The sequence below is a fragment of the Ureibacillus manganicus DSM 26584 genome (assembly GCF_000772945.1).
Classification (GTDB): Bacteria; Bacillota; Bacilli; order Bacillales_A; family Planococcaceae; genus Ureibacillus; species Ureibacillus manganicus.
The window spans coordinates 38,742-60,406 of the sequence record NZ_JPVN01000002.1 but is presented as its reverse complement, the minus strand read 5'-3'; the positions used below and the strand labels follow the sequence as shown (position 1 = coordinate 60,406).

General features: G+C 34.0%; 9 protein-coding genes. 6 read left to right on the top strand and 3 right to left on the bottom strand.

The window, feature by feature from the left end; translation table 11 throughout:
* Nucleotides 1-90: 90 nt before the first annotated feature.
* Nucleotides 91-1,971, bottom strand: coding sequence for an S-layer homology domain-containing protein (locus CD29_RS01835; RefSeq protein ID WP_036182243.1), 1,881 nt, complete (start codon nucleotides 1,969-1,971; stop codon nucleotides 91-93).
* Between the two features lie 962 nt (nucleotides 1,972-2,933).
* Here CD29_RS01835 and CD29_RS01830 point away from each other — a divergent pair.
* The 4 genes from CD29_RS01830 to CD29_RS01815 all read left to right on the top strand — a co-directional run bounded on the left by CD29_RS01830 (nucleotide 2,934) and on the right by CD29_RS01815 (nucleotide 14,163).
* Nucleotides 2,934-5,861 carry an S-layer homology domain-containing protein gene (locus CD29_RS01830; RefSeq protein WP_036182241.1) on the top strand — a complete coding sequence of 976 codons (2,928 nt, stop codon included), beginning with the start codon at nucleotides 2,934-2,936 and terminating at the stop codon, nucleotides 5,859-5,861.
* A gap of 882 nt (nucleotides 5,862-6,743) precedes the next feature.
* Complete coding sequence (locus CD29_RS01825) at nucleotides 6,744-9,272, top strand: S-layer homology domain-containing protein (protein ID WP_235801759.1); 2,529 nt, start codon at nucleotides 6,744-6,746, stop codon at nucleotides 9,270-9,272.
* A 410-nt stretch (nucleotides 9,273-9,682) separates the two neighbouring features.
* Nucleotides 9,683-12,184, top strand: a complete 2,502-nt coding sequence (locus CD29_RS01820; protein ID WP_036182236.1) for an S-layer homology domain-containing protein — start codon at nucleotides 9,683-9,685, stop codon at nucleotides 12,182-12,184.
* 158 nt (nucleotides 12,185-12,342) lie between these two features.
* Nucleotides 12,343-14,163 carry an FAD-dependent oxidoreductase gene (locus tag CD29_RS01815; RefSeq protein WP_036182233.1) on the top strand — a complete coding sequence of 607 codons (1,821 nt, stop codon included), beginning with the start codon at nucleotides 12,343-12,345 and terminating at the stop codon, nucleotides 14,161-14,163.
* A 136-nt stretch (nucleotides 14,164-14,299) separates the two neighbouring features.
* On the opposite strand, the gene CD29_RS01810 is transcribed toward CD29_RS01815, so the two are convergent.
* A complete protein-coding gene (locus tag CD29_RS01810; protein WP_328286469.1) occupies nucleotides 14,300-14,845 on the bottom strand; it encodes an acyltransferase family protein in 546 nt (181 codons plus the stop codon).
* Nucleotides 14,846-15,192: 347 nt separating this feature from the next.
* Here CD29_RS01810 and CD29_RS01805 point away from each other — a divergent pair, with 347 nt between their 5' ends.
* Nucleotides 15,193-17,070, top strand: a complete 1,878-nt coding sequence (locus tag CD29_RS01805; RefSeq protein ID WP_052123950.1) for an FAD-dependent oxidoreductase — start codon at nucleotides 15,193-15,195, stop codon at nucleotides 17,068-17,070.
* Between the two features lie 336 nt (nucleotides 17,071-17,406).
* Here the strand turns inward: CD29_RS01805 and CD29_RS01800 are convergent, their stop codons facing one another.
* Complete coding sequence (locus CD29_RS01800) at nucleotides 17,407-19,272, bottom strand: LTA synthase family protein (RefSeq protein ID WP_036182227.1); 1,866 nt, start codon at nucleotides 19,270-19,272, stop codon at nucleotides 17,407-17,409.
* Between the two features lie 327 nt (nucleotides 19,273-19,599).
* On the opposite strand from CD29_RS01800, the gene CD29_RS01795 reads away from it, so the two are divergent.
* On the top strand, nucleotides 19,600-21,456 hold the full coding sequence (locus tag CD29_RS01795) for an N-acetylmuramoyl-L-alanine amidase (protein ID WP_036182567.1): 1,857 nt from the start codon (nucleotides 19,600-19,602) through the stop codon (nucleotides 21,454-21,456).
* The last annotated feature ends 209 nt before the right edge of the window (nucleotides 21,457-21,665 follow it).

Genomic DNA, 21,665 nt, shown 5'->3' with positions numbered 1-21,665 from the left:
TAAACTATCCTAATTCGCAAATAACACAATAATCAATAAAAAAACGGTGAAAAAACAATTTAGTTTTTTTCACCGTTTAAAATTATTTACTTATTTAGCAGGTGGTACGATATAATCCCCATGAGCCCAACCCGTTTTGCCATCTACAAGCACTTGATACCAGTCGCCGTTTTTGACGAAATTCTTATTTTCATCAAATACTCCAATCACTAATGATTTTGCTGGTAATTCTTTAAGAATCTTACTTGATGTGTTAGGTTCACTACGAACTCTAAGTTTTGTATTCATATCGATGACATATAGTCCATTGAGTACTTTTACGTTATCATTTCTGATCCAGCCTTCTTGGCCAAGCTCAGTTTTTACACGATACCAATTACCATTATTACCGATAATGTTGACTTGTGTATTTAAAGGTAATTTTAAAATACTATTTGATGGTGAATTCATTACTACTGGATAAGTACGCACATTCACATTATCAGCAGTAAGTTGACCAATACCACCACTATAAGTTGGAAGGATTGCATATCGATTCTCTTTTGTTGGCATCGGTGAAGATGCTGGTTGGAAGTTATATTCCGGAACTTCAAAAACAACCTTTGTTGTTTCATCTGAATTCGTTACTTTGTAAATGTCATAGATATATTTTGCTTGTGCTACAGCCCACACAACATGTGTTGCATATTGATGGTTTGTAGGTTGATCTGGATCCCATTTCATTTTGTATAATGTATCTTGACCTTGGTCAATATAATCTACTTTTACAAATTTAGCTCCACCAACGATTGCATCATGAGTTGTAAACCAACCCTCTTTATATGCTCTTTCTGAACCAAGCTTTATTGGGTCAGCATCTTTTGCACCGATTCCGTAGAAGTTATAAGTTGTTTTAATATCAACTAAATCATTACGGTTTTCATCCGTCACCATTTTGGCAACTCCGCTAGCATCTAATCCTACTTCAATCCCACTTGCTAACTTAGAAACCCCTTTACCAGTTTCATGTAAAGCATGAGAAATCAAATAAATGGCATTTACGTTATGATCTATCCCAGCTTGTATAAAGGAAGCGGCAGTATTTTCTAGGATTCCTTGTCCTTTTAAGACTTTTTCATTAATCACTGCAGCATCAAGATTTTCAACAGGTGTAGATAACTTTAGGAATTGATAATATTCCAGCGTATCCTTTTTGAAGTTATTTGGATTCAAATAGAATTCTACTAATGCTGCCGAAGCTGTAAAGATTCCACCACCATCTTCTTTCGGACTGTGATTTGCTTGAAGTGATACAACGTCTGCAAAATTCAGGTTATAAAGAACTTTATTGTATTCTTTTCCGATTTCAATAGGTTTATCTACTGGTTTTTCTTCAGGCTTCAAGTAAAAATACAATACAGTTGAAGCTTCAGCTCGAGTTGTATTACCTAATGGTTTAAACGTACTGTCTGGATAGCCATTTATTAATTTAAATGAAACAACAATTTGAACATCATCGTAAGCCCAGCTCGCAATTTTGTTGTTATCAATAAATGATAATGTAGCAGGTGAAACAGAAACACCATTGTAATTTAATGCATTATTCAACATAACGGCCATTTCTTGACGTGTAATCTTTGAATCGGGATTAAAGTTACCTTTCTCGTCCCCAGCAACCAATCCATAATAAGATGCACGTTTTACAGAGTGATAGTACCAATCGCCTTCTTTAACATCGTGAAAGCTAACAACCCCATCTACTTCTGGTAACTGTAATACTTTAACTAGTAAAGTAGCGAACTCCGCACGAGTAATCGAATCATCCGGACGATACTTTCCACTTGGATCTCCATTCATTATTTCATTTCCAATAAGATAACTCATCTTTTCATAAGCCCAGTGCTTTGAAATATCTTCTGCAGAAGCAGGAGGTGCTGTGAATTGAACAACAGCAAATAGCACAACTAGTGCTGCAATTAATCTACGTTTCATTTCTTCGATGTTCTCCTTTTCTTAATTTCCTAGGTCAGTTGTTTATGGAATCAATCTTTCTCTATTACTCTATCAAACTCCGTAATAAAAAAATAGGTATTTAAGTAAAATCTATTATTTTTTTGATAACCTTTGGGAATTAAGTAAAAAAACAATAATTTTATAATAAGAAGTTACAACGCCAAAATGCTGTGAAATGATTAAGAGGTAGAAGATTTATGTGTTTCTTCTTATTTAATAAGAAGATAAAACGGATTCGATTGAATTTTTATGAAATGAAAAGGCATATTTTGATTTTAATAGAATATAACTTTAAAGGGGATTTGATTTGGGTCTTTTGGGTATTTAGTAAATAGATGGGGATTGAGGAAAAAATCTTAGTAAGGATCCAATGATGTAGTAACAAATGGAGATTTTTGAAAAAAATTAAAAAAAGTGTAACTCTTTTGTAATTTATCCGTCTATATATTGTGGTTACTGATTATAGGTTAATAGAGCTAGAGTAATAAAAAAGAAATCCATGATTCAATCACTTATTACTAGATTGATTGGAAATTTAATGTATAATATGAAATGTAAGGTGTTGTAAATACTTTATTTCAACCCAAATTTCCTGACGATTTTAAGATTCTATTAATCTATAAGGAAGTTAAGGTAATGTAATGTATTATTATGGGAATTTAGAATTCCTGTAATAATATTGTAATCTATTTAACGGAACAATAACATTTTTTTGGATAAAGTGGTATTGAAAATCAAAAATGTAAATGTTATAGTTTTGTAGTAAGTAAATTAATCTGGTGAAAGACTAGTAAATTTACTTAGAAAATCTTTCACTGATTTATTTATTATTCAGAGAAACTATGATACATACCGCAATGGGGTCATAGTCAATCTTAAAACTAGTATTATAGTTTCTAAAGAATAATATAAATTTAGGAACTTTAGGGAGGAATACATTAATGGCAAAGCAAAACAAAGGTCGTAAATTATTCGCGACAACTGCAACAGCAGCATTAGTTGCATCTGCATTAGTACCAGCAGCAGCATTTGCAGCTGATACAAAAGAATTTACTGATGCAAGCAAAATTTCTGATTATGCTAAAAAATCAGTAGACTACCTAGTAGGTAAAGGAGCTATTGCTGGTTTTGATGGTAAATTTAATCCAAAAGGTGAGCTTACTCGTGCTGAAGCTGTAACAATTTTAGTTAAAGCTAAAGGTATTGCTATTGACGAGAACAAAAAAACTGATTTCGCTGATGCTAAAGATCACTGGGCTTCAGAAGAAATCGCTGCTCTACAAGCACACAACAAAGATATCATCGCAGGTTTCGAAGATGGAACATTCAGACCAGATGATAAAATTACTCGTGCTCAATTAGCTTTAATTATTGTTAAAGCTTATGATTTAAAACAAGACACAAGTGCTATCCTAAACTTCACTGATAACACAGCTACATGGAGTAAAGACGCTGTAAACACACTAGCAAGTCTTGGTATCGTGGCTGGTGTATCAGAAACGAAATTCGATCCAACTGCAGTTGTTACTCGCGAACAAGCAGCAGCATTCTTCCACCGTACAGAAGTTAAAGAAGAACGTATTGCAGTCAAAACATCTGTACCAGTAGTAACTTCAGTTAGCGCAACTAATCTTAAAGAAGTAGTTATTTCTTTTAACAAAGAATTATCAGATGCAAAAATTAAAGCTGACCAATTCTCTGTTAAAGATAACACTGTTGCAGCAGTAACGTTATCAGATGACAAAAAATCAGTAACATTAACTTTAGGAACAGCTGTTGCACAACAAGCAACTGTCGAAGTAACTGCTAAAACTACAGTTGCATTTGCGGATGAATCTGCATTAGCAGAAGATGTAGTGAAATCACTTACAGTAACTGATGTAATCATCCCTGTTGCTGAGTCTATTACACTTACTGGTCCTAATACATTTGAAATTAAATTCAGTGAGCCTGTTCAAGCTGGAGCTAGTGCAGATGTATCGGTTAATAATGGTGTATATGGCATAGCTCAAAAAACATTATCAACAGATGGACGTACATTAACTGTTCAACTAAGTGCTGGTTCAATTGCTGAAGCAACTTACAAAGTTAAAGTTGAAGGATACTCTGACTTTGCACCTTTTGCTGCAATGGCTAAAACATTTGATTTAGTATATGTTAAAGATAAAACTGCACCTACAGTTAAATTAGTTTCTGCTTCACAAAACGAAGTAGTTGTTGAGTTTGACAAAGCTGTAACTAAAAAAGGTGGAGCAGCACTTGATGTAAACTACTTCTACCAAACTTATTCAGCTTGGAAACCAGTTGCTGTTACAACAACAGATAACAAAAAGTTCACATTAAAATTCTCTGATAATGACCCAGCTACACAAGATTTCATCTTACCAGAAGGTAATGTACCTGTTACGGTTCTTAAATCAGTGGGAGATGTACCAGTAGTTGATTTATGGGGTAACGAGTTAGCTGCAGATGCTAAACTTACTGCAACAATTACTGCAGACAAAGTAGCACCAACTGTTACAAAAGTTGAAGCTAAGGCTGAAAATCAATTAGTAGTAACTTTCTCTGAAAAAGTTAATGTAGCTGCTAACAACTTTACAATTAAAGATGTTGATGGGAAAGTTGTTTCTCCAACAATCTCTAACGTAGCATTTGATAATGATAAACTTACTGCAACAATTGACTTAAGTGCAAAACTTGCTGGTGGTAACTATACAGTTGAAGTTAAAGATGTAACAGATACATCTTTATCAGCTAACAAAATTTTACCAGTTACACTTTCAGTGTCAGTAACTGATAAAACACCTATGAATCTTTCAGAAGCAACTGCTACTGTTGTAGACAATGCTACTGCTAAAGAACAGTATATTTATGTGACATTCCCAGAAGCTATTGATGCTAAAACAGCATTAAACAAAGATCTTTACCTTGTAAATGGTACTGCATTAGCTTCTAACGATAAAATTGAACTGTTTGGAACTAATAACAAACGTGTGAAAATCACAGTTAAATACCGTGGTGCAACACCAGCTGCTGTTGTTGTTCCAGGTACAGACGTAGCTACTGATGATTTAACATTTGGTCGTATTGCAGATGCTTCTGGTAACTTACCAACAGCATTATCAACTACTATCAACATTACAGACGAAACAGCACCAACAACATTTACTGCTAAAGCAATCGGTTTAAACAAGTTACAATTAGTATTTAATGGTGAACTTAAAACTGTAGTTGCTGATGGTATTGAAATTGATGGTAACGGTGACGATACTTATGCAACTGCTGCTGCTATCGATAATGTTGAAATTAAAGATGGAAAAACATATGTAACTGTAACTACAAAAGCTGCTGAAGCTTCTGTAAATAAATCAGCTATAGAACGCAATAAGATTCAAGTTAAAGTTGTAGATAATAAACTAGAAACTATCACTGGCCAAAAATTAACAAACGTTGCTGCTGTGACTAAAACTAATGTAGCAGATGGAATTGCTCCAGAGCTTGAATCAACTGACCCAGTTACATTAGCTCGTACATCTGCTACTGTTGCAACAATTACAGTTGATTTCGATGAAGCTTTAGATACTCTAGATGCATTAGCTGCAACAGATTTAGTAGTTAAAGATGCTAACGGTAAAGAGTATGTTGCTGGTACTAACTATTCTGTTGCTCTAAATGCTGGAGATGATTCTAAATTAGAAATCGTAATTACATTTGCTGATGAAGCAACACTTGATAAACTAAACAATACTAAGTTCTCAGTTGCTACAAAAACTACAGTAAACTACTTAGATGATGCTGCTGGTAACAAAGTTAAAGTATTTGAAACAAAACAAACAAAAACAGCGTTAGCTGACAATCCTGCTCAATAAGCAAAATAGATAAAAGTATTTTGCATGAGTTTAAATAGCTCTATAGAGAACATTCTCTATAGAGCTTTTAATTTTGTAGATCGATATTTTAGAGAAAAGAAAATATATTTGTTATATATAGTAGAATTATCATACCCAAATTTTTAACACTTAAGTTAAGTCAAAATATATTTTAAGTTAATTAATCTTGTACATGCGAAAGAAAAAACATTACATATGTGAATAGTAAATAAGATATATCTACTATTTAATAAACTATTTTAAACCATGAAATCAACTTATTCATTTACTAAGTAATAACTTATGACTAATTTTGACTTGTTCTTCTTCATATATTACACACAACAAACTCTCTAACAGGACTAAAAGGTTTTTAAATTATACACTTTATAAAAAAATCCCAAATACATAAAATAAAAATTAAGGAAATTTTAAAGAACAGGCAATATCATTTTGATCAATTTATTAAAGTACATAGTAATGTGTAGGTAACGAAATTTAATTCCGTGTATTATTACAAATAACATGCTTGCTCCAGGTTGAAAATAAATAGAATAAATTTTATTAGATTCTATTTCTCATTATGGCTGAACGATACAGGGAAGAAGATGGACCCTAGATAGAATATTTAGGTATTTTGAAATAAATGCTATTTTATAATTGTAAGTCTAGGTGTGGAAAATAACACCGTATCTACCAATATTATATTTCTATACCAATATTTTTTTATTTATTTATCATTTAAATAGTATTATGATAGATTTGTAACAAAGAGTTACAAAACGATTACTAGTCGATATGATTCTATGAAACTTTAATACATAACTATTTCATCATAGAATAGTATTTAACATTAAAACATTCACTGGAGGAATCACCAAAATGTCAAAGAACAAATTCTTCGCAACAACAGCAACTGCAGCTTTAGTAGCATCTGCAATCATGCCAGCAGCATCATTAGCAGCTGAAACTAAAACTTTCACAGATGCAGGAAAAATTGCTGAGTATGCAAAGCCAGCTGTTGACTATTTAGTAGGTAAAGGTGCTATTACTGGTTTTGAAGACGGAAGCTTCAATCCACAAGGCGAACTTACTCGTGCTCAAGCAGTAACAATCTTAGTTAATGCTTTAAACATTGATGTTAAAGAAGGAACAAAAACTAATTTTGAAGATGCTAAAGATCACTGGGCAACTGAAGAAATCGCAGCATTACAAGCATATAACAACGACATAATTAAAGGTTTTGAAGATGGATCATTCAGACCAAATGAAAAAATTACTCGTGCACAATTAGCTTTAATTATTACTAAAGCTTACAACTTAAAACAAGATGATAGCGCAGTATTAAACTTCACTGATAACACTGCAGCTTGGAGCAAAGATGCAGTAAACACTCTTGCAAGCCTTGGTATCGTTGCTGGTACTTCTAAAACAACATTTGCACCAAATGCAATTGTCACTCGTGAACAAGCAGCAGCATTCTTCCACCGTACAGAAGTTGAAAGCGTACGTCTTGAAGTTGAAACTACTGAAGCAAAAGTAACTTCTGTAAGTGCAATTAATGCTAAAGAAGTTGTAGTTAAATTTAATACAGCACTTGCTGAAGGCACTACTAAAGCACAATTAGAAGCTGCTTTTGCATTAGAGGGTGCAAACTTAGTTGCTGACTCAGCTGTTCTTTCTCAAGATAGAAAATCAGTAACATTGACTCTTGATACTACAGAAGTAACAAATGCAAAAGTTACTGTGGCTGCATTAGATACTGCTAAAAAGGATTCTAATGGTGTAGCTATTAAAACTGCTCAATACACTTCTTTATTAACTTTTGAAGATACAACTGCTCCAGCTGTTGCAAAAGTTGAAGCTAAAGGCACAACTTCTGTTATTACTTTCACTGAACCAGTTAAAGAAGAAGGAACTGTTAGCTTAAATGGATCTGTTATCACTTCAACTACTGATTATGAGTTGAGTGCTGATGGAAAAACTTTAACAGTTAAAAACTTAGAAGCGGAAAAATCTTACAAAGTTGATATTGTAGGTGCAACTGACTTTGCTGATAACATTGCAAACCCAATTGCAGTTAACTTCACAGTTGCTAAACCTGTTGTTGATAATACAAAACCAACTGTTACATCTTCAGTTAACGGAACTAAAATTACTTTAGATTTCTCTGAAGAATTAGTGAAGCAAAATCTTGATGTTACAGCTGGTGACGATGAGTACGCGAAAGTTACTGTAGGATCAACTGAATTCTTCCTAAAAGACGCTCAACAACATGCTGATGATAAAACTAAATTCACTTTTGATGCATTATCAGTATTAGGTTCTGAAAAATTCATTAATACTAATGTAAAAGTTGAAGGATTTAAAGATGTTGCTAACAATGCTGGTGATGCATTTGAATTCGCTGCTACATTACAAAAAGATACTTCTGCACCGAAGTTTGTTAGTGTTTCATCTAAAATGCTAGCTGCTAACGACTCTGGCTCAACTGACGTAGATGCAATTTACTTAACATTTGATGAAGAAGTAACTGTAACTGGTGACTTTACATTAAAAACTAAAAACGGTATTGTTTACACTTCAGCTACACCTATTTCATTAAGTAATGTTGCTTCTGGAGAAGACGTTGATGGTAATGGAAAAGTTGAAGGTGCTGAAAAATATACTGTTAAAGTTGATGTAGATTTAGACGAAAATGCAACTTATACATTTGAATTAGGTGCTAACGCTGTTGCTGATGCAGCTGGCAACAAAATTGCTGATGCTTTATCTGTATCATTTACTTCTGGTAAATTTGTAGTTGCACCTGGAACAGTAACTGATTCGTTACAATTAGCTGCTTCTAATCCTATAGTAGTTGTTGATAACAACGTATTTACAGTAGAATATGCTGCAGATGTGACAACTTCTGCATTAACAGCTTCTAACTATACGTTAGGTGGTAAAGCTCTACCAGCTGGAACACAATTACAGTTCGTTGATGGTACTAATAAAGTAAGATTTACTTTACCTGAATCATCTATCACTGCAAATGGTAACTATGTATTTGAAGTTAAAAACGTTGTTGATACTAACGGAAACACTTTAAAAGATGGAAAAGCTACTGCAACAATCGCATTGAATGAAAATATTGCTCCAACAGCTACTAAAGTAACAGTTGTTAACAGCAAAACATTCACTGTAGATTTCACAGAAGCAATTGCTAACCAAGCATCTGCAACAGGTCTAACTGTTAAGATTGCCGGTACTACTGTGACTCCTGTATCTGCTTCTGTAGCTAATGGTAAACTTACTGTTACAACAACTGCTGACTTTACATTAACTGATAGCATTTCTGTTGAATTTAAAGATACAAACTTAGTAGATGCTAACGGTAATAAAGTTAAAAACGGAGTAGTAACTAAGTAAAAATAATACTAATATAAGCCTATCACTTCAGGGTGATAGGCTTTTCTATTTATGAAATATGGGTTATCTTAGAGTTGCAGAATTCCCAACATATCTAAAATTGAAACAACTTTGTTGACAGTAATAATCTTCTATAAGGCGAAGTGTATGTAACTACTTATTTTTATTAAACAACATGATGAAATCTGTTTAGGGAGAAATCACTATTAGACTCACTGTTTACTACAGACAGAATTAAATTCAATTATAATTATTATGTAAGTACCTGGCATAACCATTTCCATCCTCTCCCCATATTTTCCTAATCCCTAGTAATTCCCTCCCATCTTTCTATGAATCTACCAAACCAGGCGAAAAGTATGCTATATTCTAGTTATCAATATATTTTTCTACATAATGGAGTGAGAGATTTGGCTAGAAAGTTAAGGAAAATAGTTATTGCATACTTCTTAGTAATATTTGTTTTTGGTGGAACTGTTGCAGATGCATCTGTGTTTACTAATAAGGTAAGTGAAACAGAAAAAGTAGTTGCACCACAAGTAATACACAAACAACAGAAATTTAAAACCGATTCTATCAATGAGTTTGTGAATGTATTAGATATTAATCTTTCAAATACATATACAAAATTAGAAATTGGCATGTCTGATCCTCTAAAATTGCGAAATACGACATCAAATTTGGCGAAAGCACATAGTTATGAAGGTCATCAAGTGGTTGGGGCAGTGAATGCTTCTTACTTTTTGGCAAATGGTTTACCAGCGAACTTACTTGCACAAAATAACGAAATCATCAACTATGGTATTTTAGGTGAAAATACAGAAAGTCCAACACAAAATCCAGTTGCATTTGGAGTATCGAAAGATGGTACTGCCATTGCAGATGAATTTAAAACGAATTTAACGTTTAAAGTTAATGGACAAGAATACAAGATTGATAATATTAACAGTGAGAGAGCGCAAAATAAAAATGTTTTATATACTCCAGTCTCTGGAACAACTGGGACAAATATTTATGGAGCTGAAATTGTCGTAACTTCAGCTACTCAAAATACAAATGAATTGCATTTTGGTGACCAAATTTCAGGAGTTGTTTCTCACGTAACAGGCTATGGTGAAACGGGAAATTCTCAAATTCCTGCAGATGGATTAGTCATTTCTATTCAAAATAAAGAACTTGCACAGTCACTTAAAAATTCAGTTGCGATTGGCTCAACAATTGATGTTAGTCTATCAATCGATGAAAAATGGATGGATGCTGAGTTTATACTTGCTGCAGGACCACTTTTAGTGAAAAATGGGCAAGTTAATATTTCAATGCCAACAACTACTACCTTCGCAAAAAGTCGACAACCAAGAACGGCTGTTGCTGTTGATGCTACCGGTAAAAAGGTATTCTTTGTTACTGTTGATGGTAGAAGTACAGGGCATAGTAATGGAACTAGTTTAACAGATTTAGCAAATCACCTTATCTCATTAGGTGCAACTTCTGCGATCAATCTAGATGGCGGAGGTTCAACAACGATGGTAGTACGAAATCCTGGAGATATTTACCCAACAATTGTAAACAAGCCATCTGATGGATATGAACGGAAAGTGTCTACCATTTTACAAGTTGTAAATACAGCACCGAAAGGCACGGTAAAATCATTTAATATAAATGGTATTCCAAGCCAAATGATGGTAGGGACGTCAGCGAATTTAAATATAATAAAAGTTTATGATGAATACTTCAATCCTTTAACAATTCACCCTTCTGATGTGATATGGTCTGTTGAAGGGAATGTTGGTGTGATAGAAGGTGGTACCTTTAAAGCAACAACAGTTGGAAGTGGTAAAATTATTGGTGAGTATCAAGGAGTACGTAAAGAGTTTTCCGTTACGGTTTTAGAAATTCCAAAATTACCAATATTGTTAGATAATTTTGATACAATTTCTAATTGGAGTAAAGATACAGCAAAAGCTGATGCTCTAATAACTACTAGCACTACCTCTGAGCCGACTCGACAAGGTGCTGGAAGTTTAAAATTAAGTTATGATTTCACAACACAAGACACCGGAACAAAAGCAGCTTATGTTGTTAGTAAGACGCCTATCCCTATATCTGGGAAACCACTGAATTTAGGTGTTTGGGTATATGGTGATGGTGGAAAACATTGGTTAAGAGGGACAATCAGAGATGTTGCAGGAACAAAACATACTATTGATTTTACAGCTGAAGGCGGCCTGAATTGGACTGGATGGAAATATGTCACAGCAGCAATACCAGAAAATGTCGTTTTACCGATAAAATTTGAACAAATCTACATTGCACAACCAAATAGTTCATTACAAAACAAAGGGAATATATACTTTGATCAACTACAAGCAGTATATGTAGAGAATTATGAAGAACCAATATATTTAGATGTAGCACAATCTCATTGGGCATATTCATCCATTAAAAATTTGAACATCCAAGGTCTTATTGCAGGCTATCCAAATGGAACCTTTAAAGCAGACCATTCCATTACACGTGCTGAAGCAGCTGTAATTATTGCAAAAGCCTTAAATCTTACTGCATCAAAAGCACCTACTTTTACAGATGTAAGTAATACTCACTTTGCCTATAAACAAATTACTGCCGTTCAAGAAGCTGGAATTATTACAGGAAGAGCGCCAGGTAAGTTTAGTCCGAATGAAAACTTAACTAGAGCTGAAATGGCTACGATTTTAACAAAAGCTTATAAACTTACAGGAACAAGTGAAGTAACATTCAAGGATGTTACAAATAAGCACTGGGGATATCCATTCATTCAAACATTAATCGCTAACAATTTAACATCAGGTTACGATGATAATACATTTAGACCAAATGGAAATATTACGCGTGCTGAATTTGCAGCGTTTGTTGATCGAGTAAATGAAAAATAAAAATTATCATCAAGAACGTGGCCTTGTGTGATCATCAGCATCACACAAGGTTTTTCTGTATTTTACAGGTAAGTTAATTTTAATATGCATCCTCTTAATTCACATACTAACTATGATAGAATAATAGATAGTTTGTGGAACTATTATTGGAGGATCTTATGAATAAAAAAATATTAGGTATCATTTTTATTTTGCTAATCATTATTGTTGGAGTAAGTGTATACGCCATTATTAATAATGTTGAATCATCACAGCAATTACTTGATGAATACGATGTTATTGTAGTTGGTGGTGAACCAGAAGGGGTTGCAGCTGCAGTTTCTGCAGCACGAAATGGGGCCAAAACCCTTCTGATTGAAAATAGAGAAGAACTTGGCGGGTTATTTACATATGGAATGTTAAACTTTTTAGATATCCCTCAAGGTGAGGATGGACATTCAGTTAGTAAAGGGATTTTCGAAGAGTGGCATAACCTTGTTGGAAATACAAGTGTTTTCGATATTGAACTAGCTAAGTCAACTTTTCGTAAAATGGTTGAAGATGAACCTAACATTACGTTATTAACAGAAACGAATGTTTTGAATTCTATTAAAGCTGGAAACAAAGTTGTGGCGATTGACATAGAAAATGAAACTGGTCAATATACGATAAAAGGTAAAGCATTTATCGATGCTACACAAGATGCGGATTTTGCTGTAATGGCAGATGCACCGTATTTTGTTGGTGGGCAAGATATTAATATTGCTGATAAAAAAATGGCTGTTACATTAATGATCCATCTTAAAAATGTAGATTGGGAAGGGATTAGGGAAGCGGCAAAATCCGAAAAATTCGGGGAAGCTGTGGTGACTAACACAGCTGCTTGGGGGTTTGCTAGTCTTCACCGTGCCTATCCAGCAAAAGTTGAAAATACAAGATTACGTGGCCTAAATTTAGGAAAAGTAGGAGACGACTACTATATCAACGCCCTACAAATCTTTGGTGCAGATGGACTCTCTGAAGAATCAAAAAAAGATGGAATTGAAAGAGGAAAACAAGAGACAGAAAACATTCTCGCATATTTGCAAAAAGAGTTTCCTGGATTTGAGAACGCTGAAATTGCTAGTTTCCCAACAGAGCTATATGTGAGAGAGACAAGACACATTCTCGCAGAATATCAACTACCAATGTCAGACCTGTGGACAAACAGTGATCATTGGGATAGCATTGGCTTTGGTGCATACCCAGTAGATATTCAAGCACAAACACCTCAAGATTATGGATTTGTCGTTGCTGCACCGAAGCAATATGCGATTCCATTTAGATCCCTTGTTCCAAAGGAAGTAGATGGATTGCTTGTTGTTGGGCGAGCAGCTGGTTATTCTTCAATTGCTGCAGGTAGTGCAAGAATTGTTCCAACAGGAATGGTAACGGGTGAAGCAGCAGGAGTAGCTGCAACAATTGCCATAAACGAAAACCTATCATTTAGAGAGTTAAGTAAAGATCAAGAACTAATTGAACAACTACGAAGCAAACTTAAAGCGCAAGGTGCTTTTGTTGACCATATAGAGACAAGCTATCCATATGAAGGAGAATGGTATGATTCTTCTATTCAAACATTAATGGATTATGGTTTAATCTTAGGTTCTTATACAAATGATTTGAAGGTAGATGAAAGTACAACGCAACAATATTATGTTAAGCTAATCCATGATTCAATATTACGAGGAAATCCTGAAGTGTTCGAAACGTATCAGGAAAGTATTATTCAAGTACATGATGAAATATTAAATTTAGAAGATGTTCCACTTGTTAGAGATGATGCTGCGACCATATTATCGCGGATGCTATTGTTGAGTACTGAGAATATTAGTTGGCAAGATCTAATTGACGAAGGAATCATTGATGAGGAATTGGCACAAAGAGTTTTAGAAGATAGAGAGCTGAAATTGCAGGAAGTATATGCAATTGCTGTTGCCGTAATTCAATGGAATCAGTAAAATAAATAAGGGTGCTCAAAAGCGGAAATTACTTTTGGGCACCCATTTTATTTTACTTATAAATTAATGCTTTAGAGCTTTCTGGACTTGATTCTTCCGTAAGAACCATTTCAGAAGAACATTTTACAGGCATCTTTTACGGAGCTGCTCCAAAAATCATCCAAGAGAATTTAAAGTATTTCAATACAATGTGAACAAGGATCCAAGAAACAAATAAGCTTAATAGGAATCCTGCTAGAATGTATAAATGATACAAAAAAGAGTTTCCGTAATATGGAATGAACTTGTGCGCTAAGTTTAAAATAAGTAAATGAATTAAGTATACACCAAATGAAACAACACCTAGATGCATAAGTGTATTTACAACTTTTGTCGAGCACGCTCGGTAAATGACAAAGGATATTTGTAATAAGACGATTGCAGATAATACCGTATGAACATTCCAAATGAACTCATTCATTAAAGAATGAAGGGTAAAACCTACTTGAGTTCTACTAAAATACATTGCTGTTACATGAATACTAGAAACAATTCCCCATGACATCCATAATAGAATTGTGTACAAGCCTAATTTTGACTTAAATAGTTGTGAAAGTTTAATATTAAGGAAATCTTTTATTCTATCAAAATAGACACCAAAGAAAATTCCAAGGAAATAGAAACTAAAATAAGAAAGTGCAATATTTCCTTTGTTTAAATGGAAGCTTACCGATTAAACCAGCTGAAATTGGACTATGATAGTAAGAGTAAAACAGAACAAATCTACTTAAGAATATAAATGTAGTTGTGCCAATTCTGAAAAATGTATTACCAAAATTATAAAAGCCATATAAGGATGAATTACTGTTTAGTTCACCAATCGTAAAGGATGTTGCGTGAACAATCAAAACTCCTAATAGCTAAAGCCCTTGTAATATATAATTTATTGATTTGTGCTTTTTTCAAATAGCCCGCCTCGGTTATATTATATCGAAATACATGGTAGAATAGAAGATAGTTTGCGTCAAATGTAATATTTTGGAGGAGAGTATGTCGAAAAAGAAATTACTATTAATAATAGTAGCATTGGTAATTATGATTGCAGCAGGTTTGATTGGTATCAATCTATACAATAATTTAAAAGATCCTGAGTTAGCAGCAGAACCAATTCCATATGATATACCCGATGCAGTAAGTGAATTTGATGAAGAATATGATGTAATTGTTATTGGCGGAGAACCAGAAGGAGTAGCTGCGGCAGTTTCTGCAGCTAGAAATGGTGCAAAAACGCTATTAATTGAAAATCGAGAAGAACTAGGTGGAGTATTTACTTATGGAATGTTAAGTTTCTTAGATATACTCCAAGGTGAAGACGGGAAATCTGTAAGTCGCGGTATTTATCAGGAGTGGCATAGTCTTGTCGGAGGTGGAAACGCTTTTGGAATTGAACAAGCAAAGGCCGCTTTTAAAAAGCTAGTCGATGAAGAAAAAAACATTACATTATCTGCGAATACAGAAGTAGTTGAGCCTATCTTAGAAGGAAATACAGTCATTGGTGTTAAAGTGAAAAATGAACACGGAGAATTCAAAATTAGTGGGAAAGCATTTATTGATGCGACACAAGATGCTGAATTTGCAGCAATGTCAAATGTACCATATTTTGTCGGTGGAGAAGACATTGGTATAGCGGATAAAAAAATGGCCGTTACACTAATGATTCATTTGAACAATGTTAACTGGGACAAAGTGAGAGAAACAGCGAAGTCAGAAAAATTTGGTCCAGCTGAAGTGACAAACACTGTTGCTTGGGGATTCTCTGATTTACATTATGATTATCCACCAGTTGAAGAAAACACACGTTTGCGCGGCTTAAACTTAGTAAAAATTGATAACGATTATTATATTAACGCGTTACAGATTTTTGGAATTAATGGATTAGATGAAGAATCGAAAAAAGAAGCGATTGAAAAAGGAAAGCGTGAAACAGAACATATTCTAGCTTACTTACAAAAAGAATTCCCTGGCTTTGAAGATGCTATGATTGCAAGCTTTCCAACAGAACTTTATGTCAGAGAAACTAGACATATTTGGGCAGAATATCAGCTATCAATGGCTGACGTTTGGACGAATCGCGACCACTGGGATAGCATAGGTTTTGGTGCTTACCCTGTTGATGTGCAAGCTCAAACTCCTCAAGATTATGGTTATGTTCTATCTGATCCAAAACAATATGCGATTCCATTTAGATCGATAGTACCGAAAGAGATTGATGGTTTACTTGTTGTTGGTCGATCAGCTGGATTTTCATCCCTTGCAGCAGGTAGTGTTCGAGTAGTTCCAACTGGAATGGTAATTGGTGAAGCAGCAGGTGTTGCCGCATCCATTGCAATCAGCCATGACATGTCATTTAGAGAAATGAGTCAAGACGAGGGACAAATTGAATATTTACGTACTTTATTAACAGAACAAGGTGCTTTTGTGGAACATAAAGTAACAGACTATCCATACCAAGGTGAATGGTATGACGAATCCATTCAGACATTAATTAATTACGGATTAGTAGTCGGTGGATATACGAATGATCTTAGAGTTGATGAAGCGACGACAAGACATAGTTTCATGAACATGCTTAAAGGCGCAATCGAAAGAGCTAACCCATACATTGATGAGGCGTTCCGTAAGAAATTGAATACTGTTCATGCCAATGAATATGCAAAAGAAAACGGCCCTCTAATGCTCGAAGATGTAACGAATGTTTTAACACAATTATTTATTAGTGAGTCTGGTGCACCAAGTTGGCAAGGTTTGATTGATAATAATATTATCGGAGCAGACATTGCAGCTAATATTTCACCAGTAAATCATGAACTAACATTTAAGGAACTTTATGCAATTAGTGCAGAAGTTATTGAGTATGTAAAACAGTAAAACAAACTTTAAAACCGATCTATTTAATGGACACTCATATAGTGTTTCTAAATAGGTCGGTTTTTGATTGTCTTGATTTATTTTTGTGAAATGTATCAGTAAAGGGGTTTTTCTGGAGAGCAATCGCTGAATTTAAAAAGTTGACTAGTAACCGGGTTTTACTAGACAGAATTCGGTGAATTTAAAAAAGTTGACTAGTAACCGGGTTTTAATAGACAGAATTCGGTGATTTTAGAAAAAGTTGTCCAGAAACCGGGTTTTTCTAGACTGTCTCAGCCTCTATCACTAATTTTCATATATGTAAAAAGTGCTCGCTATAAGCAAGCACTTCACACTTTATCTTATCGGTAAACTATTTAAATACATATCAGAAAGACGCATTAGCTCTAGAATACGATTGTAATCATTTTCGTAGTCAGAATAGTCTGAGATGACTTCGTTTGTATAAACATTAAACGCATCACCATCTTCAAAAGCTTCTTTTGGTTTAAATGTAATCTCACTATTATAAAATGATCCCACTGGCATGTAATATCTCATACCAATTAAATTATCAGGATAGTTCACTAAGTCCTGCCCAAAGTAGACACTATCATCTAAAGATAGATTCAGTAAATTTGCAATCGTTGGCATAATATCGACTTGTCCACCTATAGTATCAATGATCTCACCTATTGTTTGGTCACCAACAGTAACGATAAATGGAATATTGAACTGATCTAAGTAGTGGTAATCATGACCTATTAACTCTTTTAGTAAAGCAAAGTCACCTTCAGCAATTGCGCTAGGCTGTAATCCAAAATGATCCCCATAAATGATTAGAACTGTATCCTCCCACATACCAGAATCCTTCAGCTCTTGCACAAATTTCCCTAATGCAAAATCTGCATAATGAACTGATTTTAAATAATTCCCAACTATACTAGAATCGAATTCTGTAGGAAGTTCAATTACTTCTTTTGTAGCAGGAATTTTAAATGGATGATGACTTGATAGCGAGACAAATTGAGCGTAAAACTTTTCATTATTCTCATACATTTTCTTCAATTCCGGCATTACCTTGGAGTAAAGCACTTCATCAGAAGGGCCAATTCCTATAACATCTTCTTTACCGAAGAATTCAATATCATAATATCGATCAAAGCCCAATGCTGGGTATAATTCATTGCGATTCCAAAACGTAACATCGTTCGCATGAGATGTAATTGAAGTATACTCTTGTTCTTTTAGCAATTTTGCTAAACTCGGTATATCCCGATCTGCAAAGGTTTTAGCTGTAGCCTCCCATGGGCTAGGATACAATGAAGTATTAAAAATAAATTCCGCATCAGATGTATTACCAGGAGCAATTTGCTGGTAAACATTAGAGAAGTAAAGGCTGCTTTTTAATAACTCATTTAGAAATGGGGTAACTTCTTGCCCATCTACCTTTAAGCCAATAGTGAAGTCCTGAAGTGCTTCTACTTGAATCGCTATGACATTTTTCCCCTCAGCAATACCTAAGAACTTAAGTTCTTCTTGAGGAATGGTATTTAACTCTTTTAATTTTTGTATTTTTTGAGGTAGATGTGCAAATTCATTTTGTGTTAATGCACTTTCAGCTGCTGCTTTATTGGAAATAGAGAAAATTTGATAAGTGAACATCCCTTGCTTTTGGGCGGCTAGAACTGAATCTGCAATTTGTTCACCTTTGTGTGAAAAGATGTTCAAACTAATCAAAACTACGCCAATAACTAATACTCCACTTAGAAATTTATAGTTTTTATTTAAGTTACCAAGTTCCTCTGTTTTTCTTCTAAAAATGGCGTATATAACTAGAATTATAAAATCGACAAATAATAGCAAATAAACAGGATCAAATAATGAAACAACACTTTCTTGTACTGTTCCAACTTGGTCTAGAAGTGCAAAGGCGTATATGTTGGCAATGTAGCCATAGTAACCTTTGTAAATTAACACTGCTATAAACAAAATAGTTAACAAAAGGTCTACTAATACATAGATAATGGCTTTGAATTTTTGAGAATTAATAAGCTCAATTAAAGCAAAAATAATTAGAAAGTAACCAATCTCTACGAAAATAGTTTGGAAAATATTATAGCTATCGAACAGTAGTAGCCTTGTAAAAAATAGTTTTAATAGAATGATACCTGTAAAAATAAAAAAAAGGTGATGTTTCTTTAAATGATTAAGTAATTGCAAAACACCTTCACCTCAATCGATTGTTAACTTTGTGTAAAAAATAATAAGTACATATTAACTTATATTAGTTGTTTTGTAAATTTAGTAACAAGTTCAACAATATTTTTCAATTAATCTACTATTCATTTCAACATGATAATATTTTCGTTACGGTAGGATATGTAGAATCATGTAAATCATTACATTGTTACATTTTGGTAAGAAATCTAACATAATAGGGAAATACGTTAAATCTGGTCAGAAAGGTAAAAAGTATGATGTGAAATTAGTAGATTTTTGATAGAATAGGAACCAACTAGAAGAAAAGGAGGATTTGAGACAGTGACAATGAAGAGAGTAGGTATTCTATTCATCATCGCAATGTTCACACTCACAATTCTGTCGAATACTGAAGCTTCAGCGAACTCAAAAGTAACATTTCCTGATGTTCCAAATTCGTTAGATGGTTATGATGAAATTTACTACTTAGTAGAAAAAGGTGTTATTCACGGATTCCCTGAGGGCGTTTTTAAGCCTAAAAATCTTGTAACTCGAGGCCAAGCAGCTATTATGGTTATTCTTGCAGGTGGATATGAGCCATTAGTAGTCTCAACATCTTCTTTTGACGATATCGATATAAAAAGAAAGCCTGATTTGTCAGGTTATGTTGAGAGAGCAGTTAGTTTAGGATTTTTCGACTCTATTACGAATCGCAAATTTAATCCAGACCAACCATTAACACGTGGGGAAATGAGTAAAGTTTTAGCCACTGCACTCAAATTAAATATAGATCAATATGCCTCATTTGAGTCTCCTTTTAGCGATATCAACACGGATAACAAATATCACAAATACATAAACGCCCTTTACTATAACGGCTTAACAGTGGGTGCTTATGGAAAGTATAGTCCAAATGATCAGCTAACAAGAGAGCATTTCTCCATGTTTGTTGCCAGAGCAATAAATGAAGCATTTCGTTTACCAGTTGATGTTGCTGGTGTTCATTTTCCAGATGAGAGCAAATATATTGGGAAAGTAGCGGCTACTGATAACTATCTATATGTCCGTTCTACTCCATCAACAGCAAATAAGGCAAATATTGTTGGACAAGTAAATAAAGGTCATGTCTTTGATGCATATAGCATTGAAGGAGATTGGATTAAAGTAACCTATAACAATCGCTATGCTTATGTCTCTGCGCAATATCTAAAATTTGTTGACCAAAATGGAAATCCACTTGGCTCTAAATTGTATTCTGTAGTTGCAGCAGATAATGTATCTGTGTATGTAAAAAATGATGAAAACTCAAATATTCTAGGAGCGTTTGTAAACGGAGCAATAATCGATGTTTACGGAGTAACTGGTGATTGGTATTTAACAAAGGTAAATAATCAACCTGGTTATATTAAAATCTCACAAACTTCTTCACAACAAGTTACTGAGCCTACGGATTTAATAGGGCGTGCGACAGCAAATTCTGTACGAGTAAGAACTGCACCAACGACTTCCGGTGAAATTATTGGAGAGTTAAATCGTGGGGATGAAGTATCTGTTTTATCCATTAATGGTTTTTGGGCAAAAGTACTTTACAATGATAAAGAAGGATACGTGCATAAAACGTATCTAAAACTATTAAATCAATCAGGTTCACCGCTAAATGGTAGAATTATCGTTTTAGATCCTGGACATGGTGGAAGTGATCCAGGTGCAGTGCGTTTACCTTATATGGAGAAAACGATTGTATTTAGTATCACAAATATATTAAAACAAAAGCTTGAAAAGGATGGCGCAATCGTTCACTTAACTCGAACAAGTGATACGTACCAATCATTAGAAAATCGAGTTAAATTCGCACAAGATCATTATGCTGAAATTTTCGTCAGTATTCATACGAATTCAGCAGAAGATCCTGCAGCATTAGGCACAGAAACTTTTTATAGTGTCACTGCTAATGATAACGAAAAAGAAGATAATGCATTAGCATCAAGCATCAACTCTCAAATTGTAAAAAATGCAAATACTGTAAATCGCGGTGTAAAGAGAAAGGATTTTTATGTAATTCGTCACTCTGTGTTCCCGTCTGTATTAGTTGAACTTGCATTCTTATCAAACCAAAATGATCGTGCAAAGCTAACTAGTCCTGAGTATCAAGAAATCTTCGCGGACTCGATTTATAAAGGGATTGTAGAATATTATCAAAAGTGATGCGCGGTTGAAGTAATATAAGAAGACTACTATTCAGATACTAATGAATAGTAGTCTTTTTATTTAGGTCGGTGGAGTTATCTAAAATATAGTACGCTGTAGAAATTATGCTGTATTTCTTTTAGGTTTTAACACCTATTATTGAATTATAAAAATTTGAATCTCAAATAATTCCTACTACGAAATTCATAAAAGTTATAGATTCTATA